Annotated in this window: 13 protein-coding genes; 10 read left to right on the forward strand and 3 right to left on the reverse strand. The window is 59.2% G+C overall.

Going from position 1 to position 17,172, the window contains the following annotated elements; translation table 11 throughout:
- The coding region (locus ACSQ36_RS19515) for a replication initiation protein (protein WP_213764327.1) at positions 1 to 1,350 on the forward strand (1,350 nt) is incomplete at its 5' end.
- A 106-nt stretch (positions 1,351 to 1,456) separates the two neighbouring features.
- Here ACSQ36_RS19515 and ACSQ36_RS19520 read toward each other — a convergent pair.
- Both ACSQ36_RS19520 and parA read right to left on the reverse strand, forming a co-directional pair.
- Positions 1,457 to 2,521, reverse strand: a complete 1,065-nt coding sequence (locus ACSQ36_RS19520; protein ID WP_436183229.1) for a ParB/RepB/Spo0J family partition protein — start codon at positions 2,519 to 2,521, stop codon at positions 1,457 to 1,459.
- 24 nt (positions 2,522 to 2,545) lie between these two features.
- Positions 2,546 to 3,208, reverse strand: a complete 663-nt coding sequence (gene parA, locus ACSQ36_RS19525) for a ParA family partition ATPase (RefSeq protein WP_436183230.1) — start codon at positions 3,206 to 3,208, stop codon at positions 2,546 to 2,548.
- A 1,535-nt stretch (positions 3,209 to 4,743) separates the two neighbouring features.
- Here parA and ACSQ36_RS19530 point away from each other — a divergent pair.
- The 9 genes from ACSQ36_RS19530 (at position 4,744) to ACSQ36_RS19570 (ending at position 15,885) form a co-directional block, all read left to right on the forward strand.
- Positions 4,744 to 6,129 (forward strand): GntT/GntP/DsdX family permease, encoded by a 1,386-nt coding sequence (locus ACSQ36_RS19530; protein WP_436183231.1) that lies wholly within the window; start codon positions 4,744 to 4,746, stop codon positions 6,127 to 6,129.
- A 67-nt stretch (positions 6,130 to 6,196) separates the two neighbouring features.
- Positions 6,197 to 6,487, forward strand: a complete 291-nt coding sequence (locus ACSQ36_RS19535) for a DUF1272 domain-containing protein (protein WP_436183232.1) — start codon at positions 6,197 to 6,199, stop codon at positions 6,485 to 6,487.
- Positions 6,488 to 6,672: 185 nt separating this feature from the next.
- On the forward strand, positions 6,673 to 7,212 hold the full coding sequence (gene fae / locus ACSQ36_RS19540; protein ID WP_436183233.1) for a formaldehyde-activating enzyme: 540 nt from the start codon (positions 6,673 to 6,675) through the stop codon (positions 7,210 to 7,212).
- Between the two features lie 78 nt (positions 7,213 to 7,290).
- The gene (locus ACSQ36_RS19545; RefSeq protein WP_436183234.1) at positions 7,291 to 8,328 is read left to right on the forward strand and encodes an aldo/keto reductase; all 1,038 of its coding nucleotides are present in this window, start codon (positions 7,291 to 7,293) and stop codon (positions 8,326 to 8,328) included.
- Positions 8,325 to 9,770 (forward strand): NAD-dependent succinate-semialdehyde dehydrogenase, encoded by a 1,446-nt coding sequence (locus ACSQ36_RS19550; RefSeq protein WP_436183235.1) that lies wholly within the window; start codon positions 8,325 to 8,327, stop codon positions 9,768 to 9,770. The genes ACSQ36_RS19545 and ACSQ36_RS19550 overlap by 4 nt, the downstream gene beginning before the upstream one ends.
- Before the next feature lie 94 nt (positions 9,771 to 9,864).
- Positions 9,865 to 11,274, forward strand: coding sequence for an MFS transporter (locus tag ACSQ36_RS19555; RefSeq protein WP_436183236.1), 1,410 nt, complete (start codon positions 9,865 to 9,867; stop codon positions 11,272 to 11,274).
- Between the two features lie 358 nt (positions 11,275 to 11,632).
- Positions 11,633 to 12,193: a fimbrial protein gene (locus ACSQ36_RS19560; protein WP_436183237.1), complete on the forward strand. Its 561-nt coding sequence runs from the start codon at positions 11,633 to 11,635 to the stop codon at positions 12,191 to 12,193.
- Positions 12,194 to 12,279: 86 nt separating this feature from the next.
- The gene (locus ACSQ36_RS19565; protein WP_436183238.1) at positions 12,280 to 13,023 is read left to right on the forward strand and encodes a fimbrial biogenesis chaperone; all 744 of its coding nucleotides are present in this window, start codon (positions 12,280 to 12,282) and stop codon (positions 13,021 to 13,023) included.
- Between the two features lie 180 nt (positions 13,024 to 13,203).
- Entirely contained in the window at positions 13,204 to 15,885 is a 2,682-nt protein-coding gene (locus ACSQ36_RS19570; protein WP_436183239.1) for a fimbria/pilus outer membrane usher protein, read from the forward strand.
- A 230-nt stretch (positions 15,886 to 16,115) separates the two neighbouring features.
- Here the strand turns inward: ACSQ36_RS19570 and ACSQ36_RS19575 are convergent, their stop codons facing one another.
- The gene (locus tag ACSQ36_RS19575; RefSeq protein ID WP_436183240.1) at positions 16,116 to 16,985 is read right to left on the reverse strand and encodes a LysR family transcriptional regulator; all 870 of its coding nucleotides are present in this window, start codon (positions 16,983 to 16,985) and stop codon (positions 16,116 to 16,118) included.
- Positions 16,986 to 17,172 lie beyond the last annotated feature (187 nt).

Here is a 17,172-nt window from a genome sequence, read left to right on the forward strand (position 1 = left end):
ATGGCAACCAAACGCGCGAAGAAGACCGACATAGTGAGTCCGAGTTCGGCGGAGCTGCGAAAAGCCGTCGAAGCCATCGCTATCCAGCCAAAAAGTGGCAAGATCACGCTTTTGACTCGCAAGTTATTCAATGTGCTGCTGGCGGTCGCTCAGCAGGCGGACGAATCCGGGGACACTTATCGCGCGCTTTTATCGGACATTGTCGCGAATGCGGCGTTCGATTCCAACGATACCGCGCTGGTGAAAGAGCATTTGCGCCGCATGGTGTCGGTGCAGGTTGAGTGGAGTACAGGCACGTCGAGTCTGAAGCCTGGGCGTAAGTGGGGCATATCGACGTTGATCGCAGACGCCGAAATTCTCGAAGACCCCGCCACGCGGCGGGTGTGGGTCGAGTTTTCCTTCGCCCCAAAGATCAAGAAAAAGCTGCTTGACCCGGTGCAATACGCGCGCTTGAGTCTGCAGTTTCAAAGTCAGCTCCGCAGCAGCGCGGGCCTTGCGCTGTACGAAATCTGCGTCCGCTATCTGACGAATCCGAGCCATCTCACTATGCGCGAGACTTGGGAATGGTGGCGGCCGATCCTCTCAGGAACGCCCGACACCGAAGCGGGCGACGAAGCCAAGCGCGAGTACAAATATTTCAAGCGCGACTATCTTCGGCCCGCGATCGCGGAAGTCAATGCCGTTACCAACATCTTTGTCGAGTTGATCGAGCACAGGGAAGGCCGGCGGGTAGCTGAAATTCAGTTTCGCGTGACCGAGCGCAAGCAGCCTATGCTTGCACTCGATGAACATCCGAATGTGTTCGACAGTACGTTGGTCGATCGCATGGTGAAAATCGGGATTCCGCTGAAAGATGCGCAAACACTTTACGCGGACAGTGAGGAAAACCGAATTCGTTCAGCGTTGCAAATGACTGAGCAGAGAATGCGAAGCACGTCGCTGCCCCCGGTGCGAAGTGCGGCGGCGCTTTTCAAGGACGCTTTGAAGAAGGGATATGCGCCCCAGGTCGAAGCATTGCCGGCAGTAGCGGCTCCAGCGAAAACCAACGGAGCGCCAGCGGACGACCTGAAGGCGCGTTTGCTGAGCGAATATTCCGTGTTTCGCCGGAAGGAAGCACGCTCGTTATACGAGGAACAAGGTGAGTCTGAACGGGAGCTGGCCCGTCAGACCTTTGAGGAAGATGTGTTGCCGGAGCTCGGCACACACATGCGTGACGATTGGCGGAAGCGGGGTCTCGATTCAAAAATGGGCGAAACCTCGTTTTTCGACTGGCTTGCGCGTAAGACTTGGGGGGAGCCGACCGACGGCGATCTGCTGGCATTCACGTTGAATCAGGGTCGTGCCGCCTAAGAACCCCGTTAGAGGTGTTGGTACTAAGGGGGCCGGTAGCTGAAGTCGCGCTTGTGCCCCCTTGGTGCCCCTATTCGCTTTCTCGTGCGCCGTTATCCAGGTTGCTTCATCGTTTTACCGTATCCGCTTGCAGCATCTTCTCTATCTGTTGAAGAATTTCGTCGCGTTTGTCTTTCGACAAACCACGTAAGCGCAACTCGAGCCTGTCGTCTCCATACGTCTTGAGATCACCCACGGCAAGCCCGTCCAGCTTGATTTCCAACCGCTGCGCATAGCGTTGACGCCCTGCGGGTTTGGGCGTTTCTTGTGCGCTTGCACGGCCTTTCACAATGTCAGCGACTTGTCGGGTGCTCAGATCATCCGATGCAATTTTGTTGATCAACCGCAGCGTGGCATCTGCGCCGCGCGCCGTATGAAAGCGTGAGACCTGATAAGCCATATTCGAACCAAATCGATCCGGCCGGGCGACCATCTCATGCATCACGTTCTCGGGTAGCTTTGCGATAGCTAAAGCGACGGCGATCGTCGATTCGTCGAGGCCCAGGTGGTCGGCGAGTTCTCGCTGGCTCTGGAAGTGCTTTTCATCGAGGAAACGCTTCCAGACGATGGCGTTATCGAAGACGGTTTGCGAGTCCCGTTGTACGTTTAAGTCATAGCCCAACTTGTAGCTTTCGATGCCAATAGGAAGGTCGATGACAATCGCCTTCACCGTTTCTTTGTTGGCTTCCTTCAGCGCCCGTACTCGCCGGCCACCGTCGCTAACAAAGAAGGTACCCGGGTTTTCGTGATCGGGGATCACGTGAATGGCTTGCTGCTGGCCCTGTTTCGCCAGATTGACGGCCAATTCTGCGATGGACGCCTTCAGATAAAAATGCCTGGGGTTGAACGGGCTCGGCTTGATGGCCTTTAGCGGCAACTCAATGACCTGGCCGCGTACGTACCTGTTTTTCCGGCGCCACGCCTGGAAGTTTTCCGACTCTTGCGCCGCTGGGTCGTCGTGAAACTCATCTTCGGTGTAAGCGCTGGAGCGGCCGGTGACCTGCTTGTCATTCCCCGCCTCTTGATTGACGATTTCGTCGATAGCGTTGATGCGATCAAGGGCCGTGCGCTTTTCGCTGCTGGTCGTATCGGGCCGGGCTTTGAAGCCTTTTGCGAACTGGGTAGGTTTCATTCGGGATCCTTTATGCGCATAAAGTCAGGGAAGCATGGCGAGAACTTCGTCAGCGCACGCACGTATTTCAATGGCGGCCAGTCGCGCCCCGCGGTCGCTCATCTGAAGTACGGTCTGACCTAGTGCCATCGCCTGCTTGTAGCACTCGCGGGTCGGAATCTGGGTTTTTAGCAAAGGGAAACCCAATTCTTCCAGCGCACGCTTCAGCTCGCGCGTCAGCATGCGTTTCTCCTCGGTTTTGTTGAGGAGAAACACTGCGCGCAGATCTTCATTCATGACCTGTGCTTGCTGAATGAGTTTGACGAGGCCCACGCTGGACCAATAGTCAGCAGGCGACGACGATGTCGGGACAATGGCAACCGTCGCAGCGAGGAGGACGACGCCCGATACTTTTTCCGTAATTGAGGGCGGGCAATCGACGACGATGATGTCGTAGTCGTTGACGAATTTCTTGATCTCTCGATGAATCTGGCCCCCTGCTTCGGACAGGTTCACGATAGGAAACGGGATGCCGCTGGCCTCGTCGGCCGCAGCACTGGCCCAGTGGACCAGGGTATTTTGCCCGTCCGCGTCGACGACGAGCACCCGCTTTCCTTTCTCGTGAAACGCCGCGCCTAGATGCATTGCTATCGTGCTTTTTCCTACTCCGCCCTTCTGCTGCGTGATCGCAATGATTTCAGCTGCCACGTTTTGCTCCCAAATTTAGCTTTTCGAATTTTACATTGAAAACTCAATTTTTCTAGCGATAACTCATCGGGTTGGCCGTTTGGCCGATTTTCTGTGGGGTTTATGCGCATAAAGTCCAGCGCGCTGGAGTTGCTTGGCTATGCGCCGATGCCGTTGTCGTGCATTGAAATCTACGGACCCGTCCTGCGAAGCGGCTGGGGGGCTTTTGATATTTGGCCCGTGTGCTAATGGAGTCGATGCGATTCCAGCGCACGGCCGATCACCGTGCCGAGAATCGTCGATCCGACTGTTGCCGATTCAAGCCACGCGTTGGCCGGGATGAGCTTTTCGGGCGGCAACGACAACAATTCCGGCCATGTTTCGAGTCGGATTGAGTCGGAAACCTTGGATTTGGCTGCTGGGCCTCAGTCCGTTCTTTGGATGTTTCGGCAACCCCACCAGCCTCTTCGAGCCATTTGGGTGAGAGTGCGCGCTCGGGGTTAGTCCTGTCGCTGCAGAAGGCCGATTGGACTCGATCAATGGCCTCTCACACGGCGACGTCAGTACGTAGTCCGTCGGCCCCGCTCAACGACGATTGAGGTTCGCTGTGCCGGAACCGTTGCGGCCGTGATGAGTACCTCGCCTGGCAGAAAGCGACCGCGAGTCGGCGTGGAGCCATGAAATTCGTCAAGGAGGCGGAGCTTTATGCGCATAAAGTCCACGTGCGGCGAATTCTGAGGTCGCTACCCAAGGGACTGAAGGCGCCCGGTTCGGAAGTCGGGACAAAACTTGATCAGTCAGCCCCGATCCGCTCAGAAGCCCTGTTTGTGGTTGTGGGAACGGAACATTGGCGGAGTGCAAATTGGAGGCTTTGGGGGCATCCCGATTCTGAACGCTCGGGTCAAATTCGAAATGTTTGGAATGATCCACAGGCCGGAACCTTATCTACAGGCGCTTGTTCGCCGCTACTTCCGACCCCGCCGCCATGGAAATTCGCTATACCTGCAACTCCGCTTGTTAAAAGCGTATCTCCCCGTGCAGGCGACCGCAGTCATAATCCTCGCCACAGTCGCTGGCTTAGATTGAAATTATAATAATTATAATTATTAGACGCGATAAACGACATATGCAACCGTTAACGCGCGCTAACTGGAAAGCTCATTTCGATGAAGCTATTAATCGACCACGGACTTCAAGACGCAAAGAACGGAGGAACGAATCGAACAAAGAGTAAGGAGTAAGGCGCACCCCTTAACCCATTCAACGTGCTGAAGTTGTAAAGCGCGCACTCGCGTCCGTCCCGTATTCGCTAAAAACGTTAAAGAACGAGAGAACGAGACCAAATCGACTACCTCCAATCAAACGCCATCCTCACCCCCTAAAAATCACCTCCAAACCCCTACGACCCGAAAGACCCCCAAGTATTTTGTAAGCATTCACTCGTAAAATCCGGCGACCGTACGAAGCCTGCGACCTGATTTATCAATACCGGCCGTCGCGGACAACCGGGCAACGGACAAACCAGTCACCCTCTCCACTTAGCCAAGGGCATTTCAGTGCATCTGACCTCGACTCTCGCCGCGTGGTCCGCCCACGACACGCGTCTTCTCATCGCATGCGCGCTCGGTCTGGCGTCAATCATCGTTCTTATCAGCGCGCTGAAACTTGCGCCGTTTCTCTCAATTCTCGTCGGCACTTTTGTCGCGGGTTTCACGGCGAGCTTGCCGCTGGAAGCCGTCGCGAGCGCGTTCAGCAAAGGGGCGGGCGGAATCCTGGGGGATGTCGGCATCATCATCGCGCTCGGGGCCATGCTCGGTGCGCTGATGGCGGAATCGGGCGCGGCGGACCGGCTGGTCTCCACCATCCTCGATCACTCCACGCCGCGCACGTTGCCATGGCTGATGGCGCTGGTGGCCATCATCATCGGCTTGCCGCTGTTCTTCGAAGTCGGTCTCGTCATGATGGTGCCGATCATCTTCGTCATGGCGCGCCGCTCGAAGCAACCTATCCTGCGTATCGCGATCCCCGCGCTGGCCGGCATGACGACGCTGCACGCGCTGCTGCCGCCACATCCAGGCCCGCTGATCGCGGTCAGCGCGCTGCACGCGGACCTGGGCATCACGATGGGGCTGGGTTTCATCATCGCCATTCCCGCCGTGATTCTCGCCGGGCCGGTCTATGGCATATGGCTGTCGCGCCGCATGCACGTGGAGGAGCCGGAGGAAATGGGCAAGCTGTTTTCATCGAAAGTCGATGCAAACGGAGCGCTCGACGCGCCGAGCTTCGGCATCTCGTTGCTGACCATTCTTCTGCCTGTCGTCCTGATGCTTGGCCGAACGGTGGCGAAACTGGCAATTCAGCCCGAAACCTTTCTCTTCGATGCCCTCAATTTTCTCGGTGAGCCTCTTATTGCCCTGGGACTCACCGTTCTTTTCGCGATCGTCGCGCTGGGCTGGTCACGCGGCATGCCGCGCGACCGGGTGGGCGGCATCCTGCGCAAAAGCCTGCCGCCGATCTGCGCTTTGCTGCTGACCATCGGCGCGGGGGGCGGTCTCAAGCAGACGCTGGTTGTCGCCGGCATCAGCACGACGATCGGCAAGATCGCCATCGGCTCGCACATGCCGCTGATCCTGCTGGCCTGGCTGATTGCGGTGGCCTTGCGGCAGGCGACCGGCTCGGCGACCGTCGCGACCACGACCACTGCGGGGATCATCGCCCCGGTCGTGGCGGGCTTGAGCGCGACCCACAACTCGCTGCTGGCGTTGGCGATCGGCGCGGGTTCGGTGTTTTTCTGCCACGTCAACGACGCCGGTTTCTGGATGATCCGCGAGTATTTCGGCTTGCAGCTGAAGCAGACCGTCTACGTCTGGTCGGTGTTGCAAACCATCGTATCGGTAGTCGGCCTCGCGTTGACGCTGGTCATGTGGGGCGTGCTGACGTAAATCGTGGGCAAATTGGCAAGGCAAGCCGGCACTCCGACCCTAAACTGCAAAAAAGGAGATATCGATCATGCTTGCCTTGCGCCCCTCTTGTGAATGCTGTGGAAAAGCGCTGCCGCCGGACGCGCGCGACGCGATGATCTGCAGCTTCGAATGCACGTTCTGCGAAGCCTGCGTGTTGTCCCGGCTCAGCAACGTGTGCCCCAATTGCGGCGGCGGCTTCCAGCTCCGCCCGATTCGGCCGAAAGCCATGCTCGAGCACCGGCCGGCGTCAACCGACGTGCACCCGGCCGGCGTGAATGAACAAGCGCATCGCGCATTCTTCGATCGCTACAGCGCGATCCCGCCCGCCGAACGATAAACGCAAGCAGGCCTGAAGGCCGTCAGCCGATGACGTCGCCTTTGTCCTGATCGTCGTGTTCCCGAGTCAGGGCATTCCCTGATCTGAGCGGCGCTCATACCCATCCGCACGAATCGTCGATTCCTCCTCATCGACGTGCGCTCGCACAATCTGTTCATCGATCCACTCCATGAACGGAAGCCACCATGCCAACACCCCAAACCGGCCGCACCCTCCATATTGGCGAGGGCTTTGAAGGCCCGGGCGTCAATCTCGCTCACATCAACGTGCTCGTCGGGCCGCGCAACGGCCCCGCGGGCCAAGCGTTCGCCACCGCACTTGCTACGCCTTCGGCCGGCCACGCGCCGTTTGTCGTCATTGCGCAGCCTGGGGTGCCGACCAAACCGCTCACGCTGTATGTCAACAAGGCCCCTATAGCTGGTGAATTTCACGGCAACGCAACCTGGGGGGCATCGCAGGCAGGCATTGCGAAGGCCGTCGCCGAATCGCTCGAAGACGGCACATTGCCGCCTGAAGCGGAAAACGATTGGGTGGTGGTAACGGCGAACTGGGTGAACCCGTCTACCGACGATCTCGACGCCGTTTTTCGCAACAACTACCGTGCGACGAAAAACGCTCTCAAGGCCGCCATGCTCGGCTTGCCGTCGAAGGAAGACGTGTTCGCGGCCGCGCGTGAAGTATCGAATCCCTTCTACACACCCCGCTTGCCGCAGGCAGCCCTCTAATGCAGGCCGCCCTCTGAAAATCAGCGTGCCGGTGCCGTGCGTCGGCAACCGTCGCCACGCCTCATGGAGACTCAAAGAATGGAATACGTCCGTCTTGGCCAGTCAGGCCTGAAAGTATCGCGCCTGTGTCTCGGCACCATGAATATGGGCACCCCGCAATGGAAGCCGTGGATTTTCGACGAACAAAAGAGTGAACCAATCGTCCGCCACGCGCTGGAGGCCGGGGTGAACTTCATCGACCTGGCGGATTTCTATTCGGCCGGCGTCGGAGAAGAAGTCGTCGGCCGCATTCTCGGACGTCTTGCGCGGCGCGAGGAAATCGTGGTGACGACCAAGGTCGGCTATGACATGGGTTTGTATCAGAACGCCGGTGGTCATTCGCGCAAACACGTGCTCGACGGTATCGACGCATCGTTGCGGAGGCTGGGCATGGACTATGTCGACATCTACATGCTGCATTACTTCGATACCGCCACGCCCGTGGAGGAAACCATGGGCGCGCTGAACGACATCGTCCGTTCGGGCAAGGCGCGTTATATCGGGGTATCGACCATGTACACGTGGCAACTGGCGAAGATTGTCCAGATCTGCGAGCGGCATGGCTGGCACAAGCCTATCAACATGCAGTTGCAGTTGAATCTTGCATACCGCGAGGAAGAGCGAGAAATGATGCCGTATTGCGCCGACCAGGGATTGGGCGTGTCCGTCTTCAGCCCGCTGGCGCGCGGTCTCCTGACGTGCGACTCCGCGTCCACGCGCAACCAGACCGACTTCTTCACGTCGCAAATGTACGGCGACGCGGCGTCACGGGAGATTGCGGCGTCGGTGGCGCGCGTGGCGAAACGGCGTGGCGTGAGCGCGGCGCAAATCGCGCAGGCGTGGGTGCTCCAGCGCGATGGCGTCGCCAGCATGCTGGTCGGTGCGGATTCACCTGCCCAGTTCGATAGCGCGCTCAGTGCGCTCGGCACCCACCTGGACGCGGACGAACTGTACGAACTCGAGCGCAACTACACGCCGTGTGATGTCATCAATGACTACACGGCCGGGCGTCGTACCGCACGCGAATCTCGCGCGCCACAAGGTGAATTCGTTCAACCGATGAAGGACGCCGCATGAATCTGCTTCGCAAAGAGCATTACATCGATGGTGCCTGGCACAAAAGCGTCGAGACTTACGCCGTCCACAATCCAGCTACGGGAGAAGTGATCGCACATATCGCGAAGGCCGGCGTAGCGCAAACGCACCAAGCCATCCGCGCTGCGGAGATCGCGTTTCCCGTTTGGCGCTCACTCACCGCGAAAGAGCGTGGGACGCGCATCAGGCGCTGGGGTGAACTGATGCTGGAGCATCGCGATGCGCTCGCCGAACTGCTGACGCGTGAGCAAGGCAAGCCGCTCGCGGAAGCAAAAGGCGAAGTGGCCTACGCCGCAAGCTTCCTCGAATGGTTTGCCGAAGAAGCGAAACGCAGCTACGGAGATGTGATCCCGAGTTCGAAACCCGGCTCGAAGATTATCGTGACGCGTGAGCCGGTCGGCGTGGTCGCCGCCATCACGCCCTGGAACTTCCCGCTTGCCATGATCACGCGCAAGGCAGGCCCCGCGTTGGCGGCTGGTTGCACGATGGTGCTGAAGCCGTCCGAGGAAACGCCGTTGAGCGCGTTGGCACTCGCTGTGCTCGCGGCGCAAGCCGGCATCCCGGCAGGCGTGTTCAACGTCGTATCCGGAGACGCTGTTGCGATTGGCGCGACGTTGACCGCATCGCCCGCAGTGCGCAAGTTGTCATTCACCGGATCGACGCGTGTAGGCAAGCTGCTCGCCGCGCAATCCGCCGACACGTTAAAGAAGCTCTCTCTGGAACTCGGGGGTAACGCGCCGTTCATTGTGTTCGACGACGCCGATCTCGACGCTGCAGTACAAGGCGCGATGGCATCGAAGTTTCGCAACACGGGCCAGACCTGCGTATGCGTGAACCGCTTTTTCGTGCAGGCGGGCGTGTACGCCGCATTCACTCAACGCCTGACCGAGGCAGTACGCAAGCTTCGGGTAGGGGACGCGCTCGAGCAGGAAGTCGATCAGGGGCCGCTTATCAACGAGGCTGCATTCAGGAAGGTCGGCGATCACGTCCAGGACGCGTTGAGCAAGGGCGCGACAGTACTGACCGGCGGACGCCCACATGCGCTGGGTGGGACGTTCTACGAACCGACGGTGCTCGCTCACGCGAACCGCACCATGTTGATCGCGCAGGAAGAAACGTTTGGACCGGTGGCGGCTTGTTTCCGCTTCGAGACGGAGGCGGAAGCGATCACGCTTGCCAACGACACTCCGTTCGGACTTGCCGCGTATTTCTACACGCGCGACCTGGGCCGCGCGTGGCGGGTGGCCGACGCACTCGAGACGGGCATGGTGGGTATCAACGAAGGAATCATATCGACGGAGGTGGCGCCGTTTGGAGGCGTCAAGCAGTCAGGCCTTGGCCGTGAGGGATCGAAGTATGGCCTCGATGAATACATGGAAATGAAGTACATGATGATCAGCGGCCTGATGGGCATCGACCGCTGAACGCCGAAAGATGCCGGCTATGCGCCAGGCAGCGTCGCCGCCCGCGCATAGCCAGCATCAGCGCAATTGAAGAACATATAGGTAAGGAGACGCAGTGAGTCATCAGGACACGTCAAGCAGTGCATTCCCGATCAGTCCGCCGCCTCATGCGGCCACAACGCCTGTCCGTACGCAAGCGCCGCAGACGCCGAAACCGGTGTTACTCGACGACATTCCGTTAAACCGGTTTCACATGAAAATTGCGGGCCTGACATTTGGTGCGCACTTCACCGAGGGTTATGCGCTCGGCACGGTGGGATACGCGCTGGCATCGATGAACCGGCAGATGCCACTCGATTCATTCTGGATGGGGGCAATTGGAAGTTCCGCTTTGATCGGGATTTTCCTTGGCAGCCTCGTATTTGGCCGGCTGTCGGATCGACTCGGCCGCCAGCGCATTTTTCTCAGCAGCTTTGTCATCATCACAGTAGCGGCGTTCCTGCAATTCTTCGCTACCTCGCCTATGGAGCTCTTCGCGTTGCGGGTGTTGATCGGCTTTGGAATGGGTGGTGACTTCACGGTTGGGCATGCCATTCTCGCTGAGTTTTCACCACGCAAACATCGTGGCGCATTACTCGGCTCGTTCAGTGTGGTGTGGACAATCGGTTATGTCGTGGCGAATGTGCTCGGTATGTCCTATGGAGACGCATCACCGGACGCGTGGCGCTGGCTTCTTGCCTCCGCGAGTCTTCCTGCGGTCATCGTGCTGCTGTTGCGTATCGGTACGCCGGAGTCGCCGCGTTGGCTGCTTGGCCAGGGACGGGCGAAGGAGGCGCACGACATCGTGCGCAAGCATTTCGGTCCAGACGTGATACTCGACGCAGAGGATGCAATTGCCGGCATCCATACGAAACCAGGCTACGGGCGCCTGTTTCAGCCAGACCTGATCCGCCGGACGCTGTTCAATTGCGGTTTCTTCGTCTGTCTGGTCATTCCGTACTTCGCCATCTACACGTTCCTGCCGGGTATTCTGAAGGTGATCGGGCTGAGCAACGGTTTCGGTGCGGACCTGTTGCTCAATGCCGTGCTCGTGATCGGCGCGGTGCTGGGAATCTGGCTGACGATCAAATTACCGCGTCGACACTTCCTGATCGGATCGTTTGCCGTGACCTGCGCGATGCTCGTGGCCATGAGTTTGCTGCCGTCGTCCGCCACGCTCGCCATGATTGTTGCGTTCGCTGTCTTCACCCTGACCATGTCGGCGTTCAGCAATCTCGTTGGCGTCTTCCCGCCGGAATGCTTTCCGACGGAAGTACGCGCATCGGGTGTCGGGCTGGCTATTGCATGCAGTCGGCTTGGTTCAGCGATCGGCACGTTCCTGTTGCCGGTGGGTATCGCGGAAATCGGGTTTCACTATACGATGATGGTCCTGGCCGGCGTGCTGTTGATCGGCATGATCGTATCCATTGCATGGGCACCCGAGACACGCAACCTTACCTTGCGTGCCGCGAGCAGTTCGTCATAACGAGCCACGCCACCGGCTAAGCACAGCCTCCCGAAAAGTCTCACCTCAAAAAGGCGTCCGCATTGCGGACGCCTTTTTGCTTTCAGAAACGCGCATCGCCTCCCTCACATACTCTCCGTTTCGTTTTTAGGAATTCTCAATTTTGTCCTAATTCTTTCGGAGAGTTCCGAGGGTCATCTGAGGTGCCCCGTCTTAATATTCATTCACTCGCAGACGAACCGGTTCATCGCCTCCCACACGAATCCAGACGATGAAAAAACAGGTGGCTCGCACTGCGCGCTCAGCATCGTGGGACGAAGTAGTCCTAAGCGCTGTAAGTGTCTACAAACCCACATTCATTTCTCTATTGGAAACGTTCATGAAATCCTTCATCTCTACCCTCGCTGCTGCTGCAACCTTGGCCACCCTGGCGCTCGCTTCAACCGGTGCAAGCGCTGCTGACGGCACGATCACTTTCACGGGCGCCGTGACCGATACGACTTGCTCGATCGATGCAAAAGCGGCTGGCGCCGCTGACAAGAACGTCACGTTGCCGACGGTGACGGACAGCACGCTGGGCGCCCCAGGCGCAACGGCCGGCACGACAGGCGCGACCGACCTGACCTTTGCGCTGAGCGGCTGCTCGACCGAAACGAAGGCAGTCGCCCGTTTCGAAAACGGCCCGACGATCGACCAGAGCACCGGTTATCTGACGAACCAGGCACCGGCCGGTGCGCAGAACGTTCAGGTTCGTTTGCTCAACGCATCGCGTCTGCCCATCAACGTGGTCACAGGCGCAAACAACGACCTGGCAGGCAACGGTGTCGCAATCGTGTCGGGTGCCGCGAACCTGCAGTACTTCGCTGAGTACTACGCCACCGGCAAGGCCACAGCCGGCCCGGTCAACACCTCGGTCCAGTACACGGTCGACTACCAGTAAGCCGTATCAGCAGGCATCTGCGGGGTGCAGATGCCTGTTTTTTTAACGAAATTTCGAGATACGTTTTTCACGGAGAAACATCAATCATGAAGTCCATTAGTCGAATTGCATGTGGTTTGGGTCTGGTCGCAGCCCTCTTGGCCGGCAGTGCGGGCGCGAGCGTGACCGTGAGCGGCACGCGGGTGGTGTATCCCCTTGAAAATCGTGAGGTGACGGTCAAGCTGACCAACAATCGCGCTGAACCGTCGCTGGTGCAGGTATGGATGGACAAGGGCAATGCGGACGCCAAGCCGAGTGAAGCGAGCGCGCCGTTCGTGCTGACACCGCCGATCTTTCGCATGGATGCCAACAAATCGCAGACGCTGCGCATGATGTACACGGGTGATGCGCTGCCGCAGGACCGCGAGTCGGTATTCTGGCTGAACGTGCTCGACGTGCCGCCCAAGACCGCGAAGAGCACCGAGTCCAACACGCTGCAGTTTGCGTTTCGCACCCGCATCAAGGTGTTTGCGCGTCCGAAGGGCTTGCCCGGCACGGCCGACGAAGCGGCCGGAAAGGTGACCTGGAAGCTTGTACCGTCAGCCGACAGCAAGGGCTACGACGTGAAGGCGACGAACCCGACGGCGTACTACGTGTCGTTCAGCAAGATCGACGTGGTGGGTGCAGGCCAGACCTATACGAACGACATTGGCGGGATGGTCGAGCCGCGCGGCACCGCGCAGTTTCCGATCAAGAACCTGAAGACGGTACCTGCCAACGCGCACGTCAAGTACCAGGGTATCAGCGATTTCGGCGGCGCCCTGCCGTTCGAAGCACCTATTACCCCGTAAGGCCCCGCAAGACTCGCCGTAAGGCTTCGCCCCGCACCGGGGCGGATTGAAGGTGTCGCGGGCCATATCGAGCCGACGCCTTCCCCCAACACTCAACACGCGTTTTACCGAACGGACTGTCCCGAACAGCCCGGTGGGTCAAGTCGCGTCTGAATTGACCTAACCATCGCAGGCTGAATCATGAAACTCGCTGCTCAAACCGCATTCAATGCTCAGTACCCGGTCGCATTCCGGCTGCGCCTGAAGCCGCTTGCCGCGATCGCTTTCTCGATGATGGCGTGCGGTGCAATTCCTCAAGCCGTGGCAGAGGCCGCGACAACGCCGCAAACCCAGACCGGCGCCATCGATGAAGTCAGTTTCGACAACATGTATCTGCGCGGGGATGCGGGCACGGCCATCGACACCAGCCGTTTCACGCGCGGCAACGCGGTGACGCCGGGAACGTATTCGGTCGACCTGATCGTGAATGGCGCGCGTCTGGCGCGTGAAGACATTCGCTTTGTTTCAACCGACGGCAAGCTGGGCTCAACGCCTTGTTTCAACCGCGCGCTGTTGCAGCGAGCGGGCGTGGATCTGGCGAAGGCCGATGCGGCCGCGGGACGTGGCGCGGCAACGACTGCGGCAACAACTACTGCCAACGCCGACACCTGCGCTGAGATTGGCGCCATCGTACCGGGCGCAACGGTCGATTTCGACTTCACGCAGCAGACGCTCGAACTGAGCGTGCCGCAAGCGTTCATGAAGAACTCGGCACGCGGTTATGTGCCGCCCGAACAGTGGGACCAGGGCGTCAACGGTGGTTTCATCAGCTACAACGCGAACACGTATCACACGGCGAGCTCGGGCGTCGGTTCGAGCCAGAGCTACCTTGGCCTGAGCGCCGGCCTGAACATTGGCGCGTGGCATATCCGCCACCAATCGTCGATATCGACCGGAACCGGTCAAAAGACGCAATTCGACAACATCGCGACCTACGCGCAGCGCGACGTGACAAAGCTCGGGTCACAACTGACCGTGGGCGATACGAGCACGACCGGCGAGATCTTCGACAGCGTGTCGTTTCGCGGCGTGCAACTGGCCACCGACGACCGCATGCTGCCTGAATCGATGCGCGGTTACGCGCCGGTCGTACGTGGTACCGCTGAAACGAACGCCCGCGTGACGATTCGCCAAAACGGCCAGGTGCTGGAGGAAACGAACGTTGCGCCGGGCCCGTTTGAAATCAACGATCTCTACTCGACCGGCTACGGCGGCGATCTGGTGGTGACCGTGACGGAAGCCGATGGCCGCAGCAAGGAATTCACGGTGCCGTTTGCGTCGGTGGCGCAATTGCTGCGCCCCGGCGTCACGCGTTTCAGCGCGACCGCCGGCCAGTTGCGCAACGATTCACTCGATACGAAACCCGTCTTCGCCCAGTTCACCATCCAGCGCGGCCTGACCAACACGGTCACCGTTTACGGCGGCGCGGTCGCGTCGAGCGGGTACGGTGCAGTGAACGTGGGCGGAGCGTTGAACACGGGTATCGGCGCATTCTCGATGGACGTGACAGGCGCCTTCACCAGCATCCCGAACGCGCAGTCGATGCACGGCACGAGCTTGCGCGTGGGCTACAGCAAGTTCATCGCGGCAACAGATACGAACGTATCGGTCGCGGCGTACCGCTTCTCGACGGCGGGCTACATGAACCTGAACGATGCCGCGTCGGTGCGGGATATTGCAGATCACGGTGGCGATATCAACTCGGTTTATCGGCAGCGCAATCGCATGCAGGTGTCGGTGAACCAAAAGCTGGGCGATCACGGCACGATGTTCGTGACGGGTTCGTCGCAGAACTACTGGAACCACGCCGGTAACGACACGCTGTTCCAGGCCGGCTACACCAACGCGTTCAAGTACGGAACGTACAGCCTGACGGCTGGGCGCACGCGGTCGATGGACGGCCAGATGTCGAACGAATTCATGCTGAGCACGACTATTCCGCTGGGCCACAAGGCGCATGCGCCGATGCTGACCACGAACGCCTCGCACACCTCCGATGGCGCGACGAACATGCAGGCGAACGTGAGTGGTTCGCTGGGTGAAACGAACCAGTTCTCGTACAACGGATATGGCACGTATAACGCGGGCGGCAGTTCGGCCAACAACGGCAACGCGGGTTTGAGCGCGACGTATCGTGCGCCTTATGCGACGTTGAATGCATCGGCGAGCGCGGGTGGCGGCACGCGTCAGGTGTCGGCCGGCGTGCAGGGTTCGGTGGTGGCGCATCCGGGCGGGGTGACTTTATCGCAGACGGTGGGCGACACGATCGGGATTGTGGAGGCGCCTGCTGCTGCGGGTGCGATGGTGACGAGTTCGCCGGGAACGAAGGTGGATTCACGCGGTTATGCGGTAGTTCCGTACTTGTCGCCTTACACCATGAACGAAGTGGATATTGACCCGAAGGGCACGTCCACCGATGTCGAATTTAAATCGACATCCGCGCAAGTGGCGCCGCGTGCAGGCTCTATAGTGATGATGAAGTACGAGACGGTGAGTGGTCGGGCTGCATTGATTCAGGCGCCGAAACTGGGTGGTGGGACGTTACCATTTGGAGCGAGTGTGGAAGACGAACAAGGCAAGAGCGTGGGTGTGGTCGGTCAGGACAGCAGAATATTTGCACGGGGTCTTGAGGATCAGGGAGCGCTGACGGTGAAGTGGGGAAATGGCCCGGTCGAACAATGCCGGATTGCTTATACGCTGCCGAAGAAAGAGGCGAAGGCGTATAACCCCGGGTATTTGTCGCTGCAGTCGCATTGCGTGTTGGGAAGTGAAATGGTGGCGGGGGCGACCAACGCTGCGATGCCGGCGACTGTTGCACGGTAAAGCTTGGTCCGGCTGACGTTTGAACAACTGAGCGAAATATAATGACCGGAATCATTCCCGGAGGCTGCTGAATGCGTATGGCTATCCTGCCTATCTGCATGAGGCAGTGCCCGCCGCGCATCGGCGAATGCAAAAGCAAGCTTCGCCATTTCATACCGGCTGGCATCCAGTTGAACGATGCTTCCGGTTAAGGTCCTTATCGTACTTCTATCTTAAGTCGTGACTGCCGTTCAAACGGGCTGGGCAGTTTCGTGGCACAACCAATCGGCGAAGCCGGTCACGGTGCTGGCGTCGCGGTGCGCTTCCGGTACGTCCAGCCAGTATCCGAATGGTCCGCTGATCTCGACGTCCGACATCCTCACCAAAGCACCCTCGGTCAACTCATCGGCAATCATGTTCAGATCCACAACGGCCAAGCCTACCCCGCGTCGCGCCGCATGGATTGCCTGCTGCAGATTCGAAAATTCAATACCGTTCTCGGCATAACGCGGCGGCAGTCCCGCTTTCGCCAGCCAGTCCGGCCAGAGGTTCAGACGCACATCCTCATGAAGCACGTGAAGCGCGGGCAATCGATCCAGCAATATCTCGACCGGTGTCCCGCTGAACGACGCCGATCCCACTAGCGCGTGCCGCTCTACGATCAGCAGTTCCGACCACCCATGCGCCGCAGCGTCGCGCCCGAAGCGCACGCTGCAATGACACTCGTCGCTTTCCTGCGTACGAATAGACAGATCGACGTCCGGCAACTGGTCTGCCAGTGCCGCTAGCCGCGACGAAAACCACTGCGTGGCGAACGTGGGCGGCAATGACACAATCAAACGCTTGCGCTCGACGCTTCCCGTCAGGTGACGCGTTCCGCGCTCGATCACGTCAAATGCCTCTGTCACCGACGGCATTAGCAACACGCCTGCCTGCGTCAAGCGGATCCCTTTATGGTCGCGCTCGAAAAGCTTCACGCCCAGTGACTCTTCCAGTAGCCTGATCTGACGGCTTACGGCTCCTTGTGTGACACACAACGCTCGCGCCGCGCGATTGAAACTCAAATGACGCGCCGTTTCTTCGAAGAAACGCAACGCAATCAACGATGGAAGATGTCGCATAGTGATTCCTGACCGCCCAACCTTCTCGGTTTTCTTTGTGGCCGAGTAGACGTACGTACCTCCACGTGCCTCCTCTGCGAACCAGAATCGCTCCTGTCCCGCGTTTGATTAAATTACCTTGGTTCCCGGTACGAAACAATAGTCCGTTCGGTTGACGCCGAAACAAAATGAATTCTCATATCGGGCA

The sequence above is a fragment of the Caballeronia sp. LjRoot34 genome (assembly GCF_964253815.1).
GTDB lineage: Bacteria > Pseudomonadota > Gammaproteobacteria > Burkholderiales > Burkholderiaceae > Caballeronia.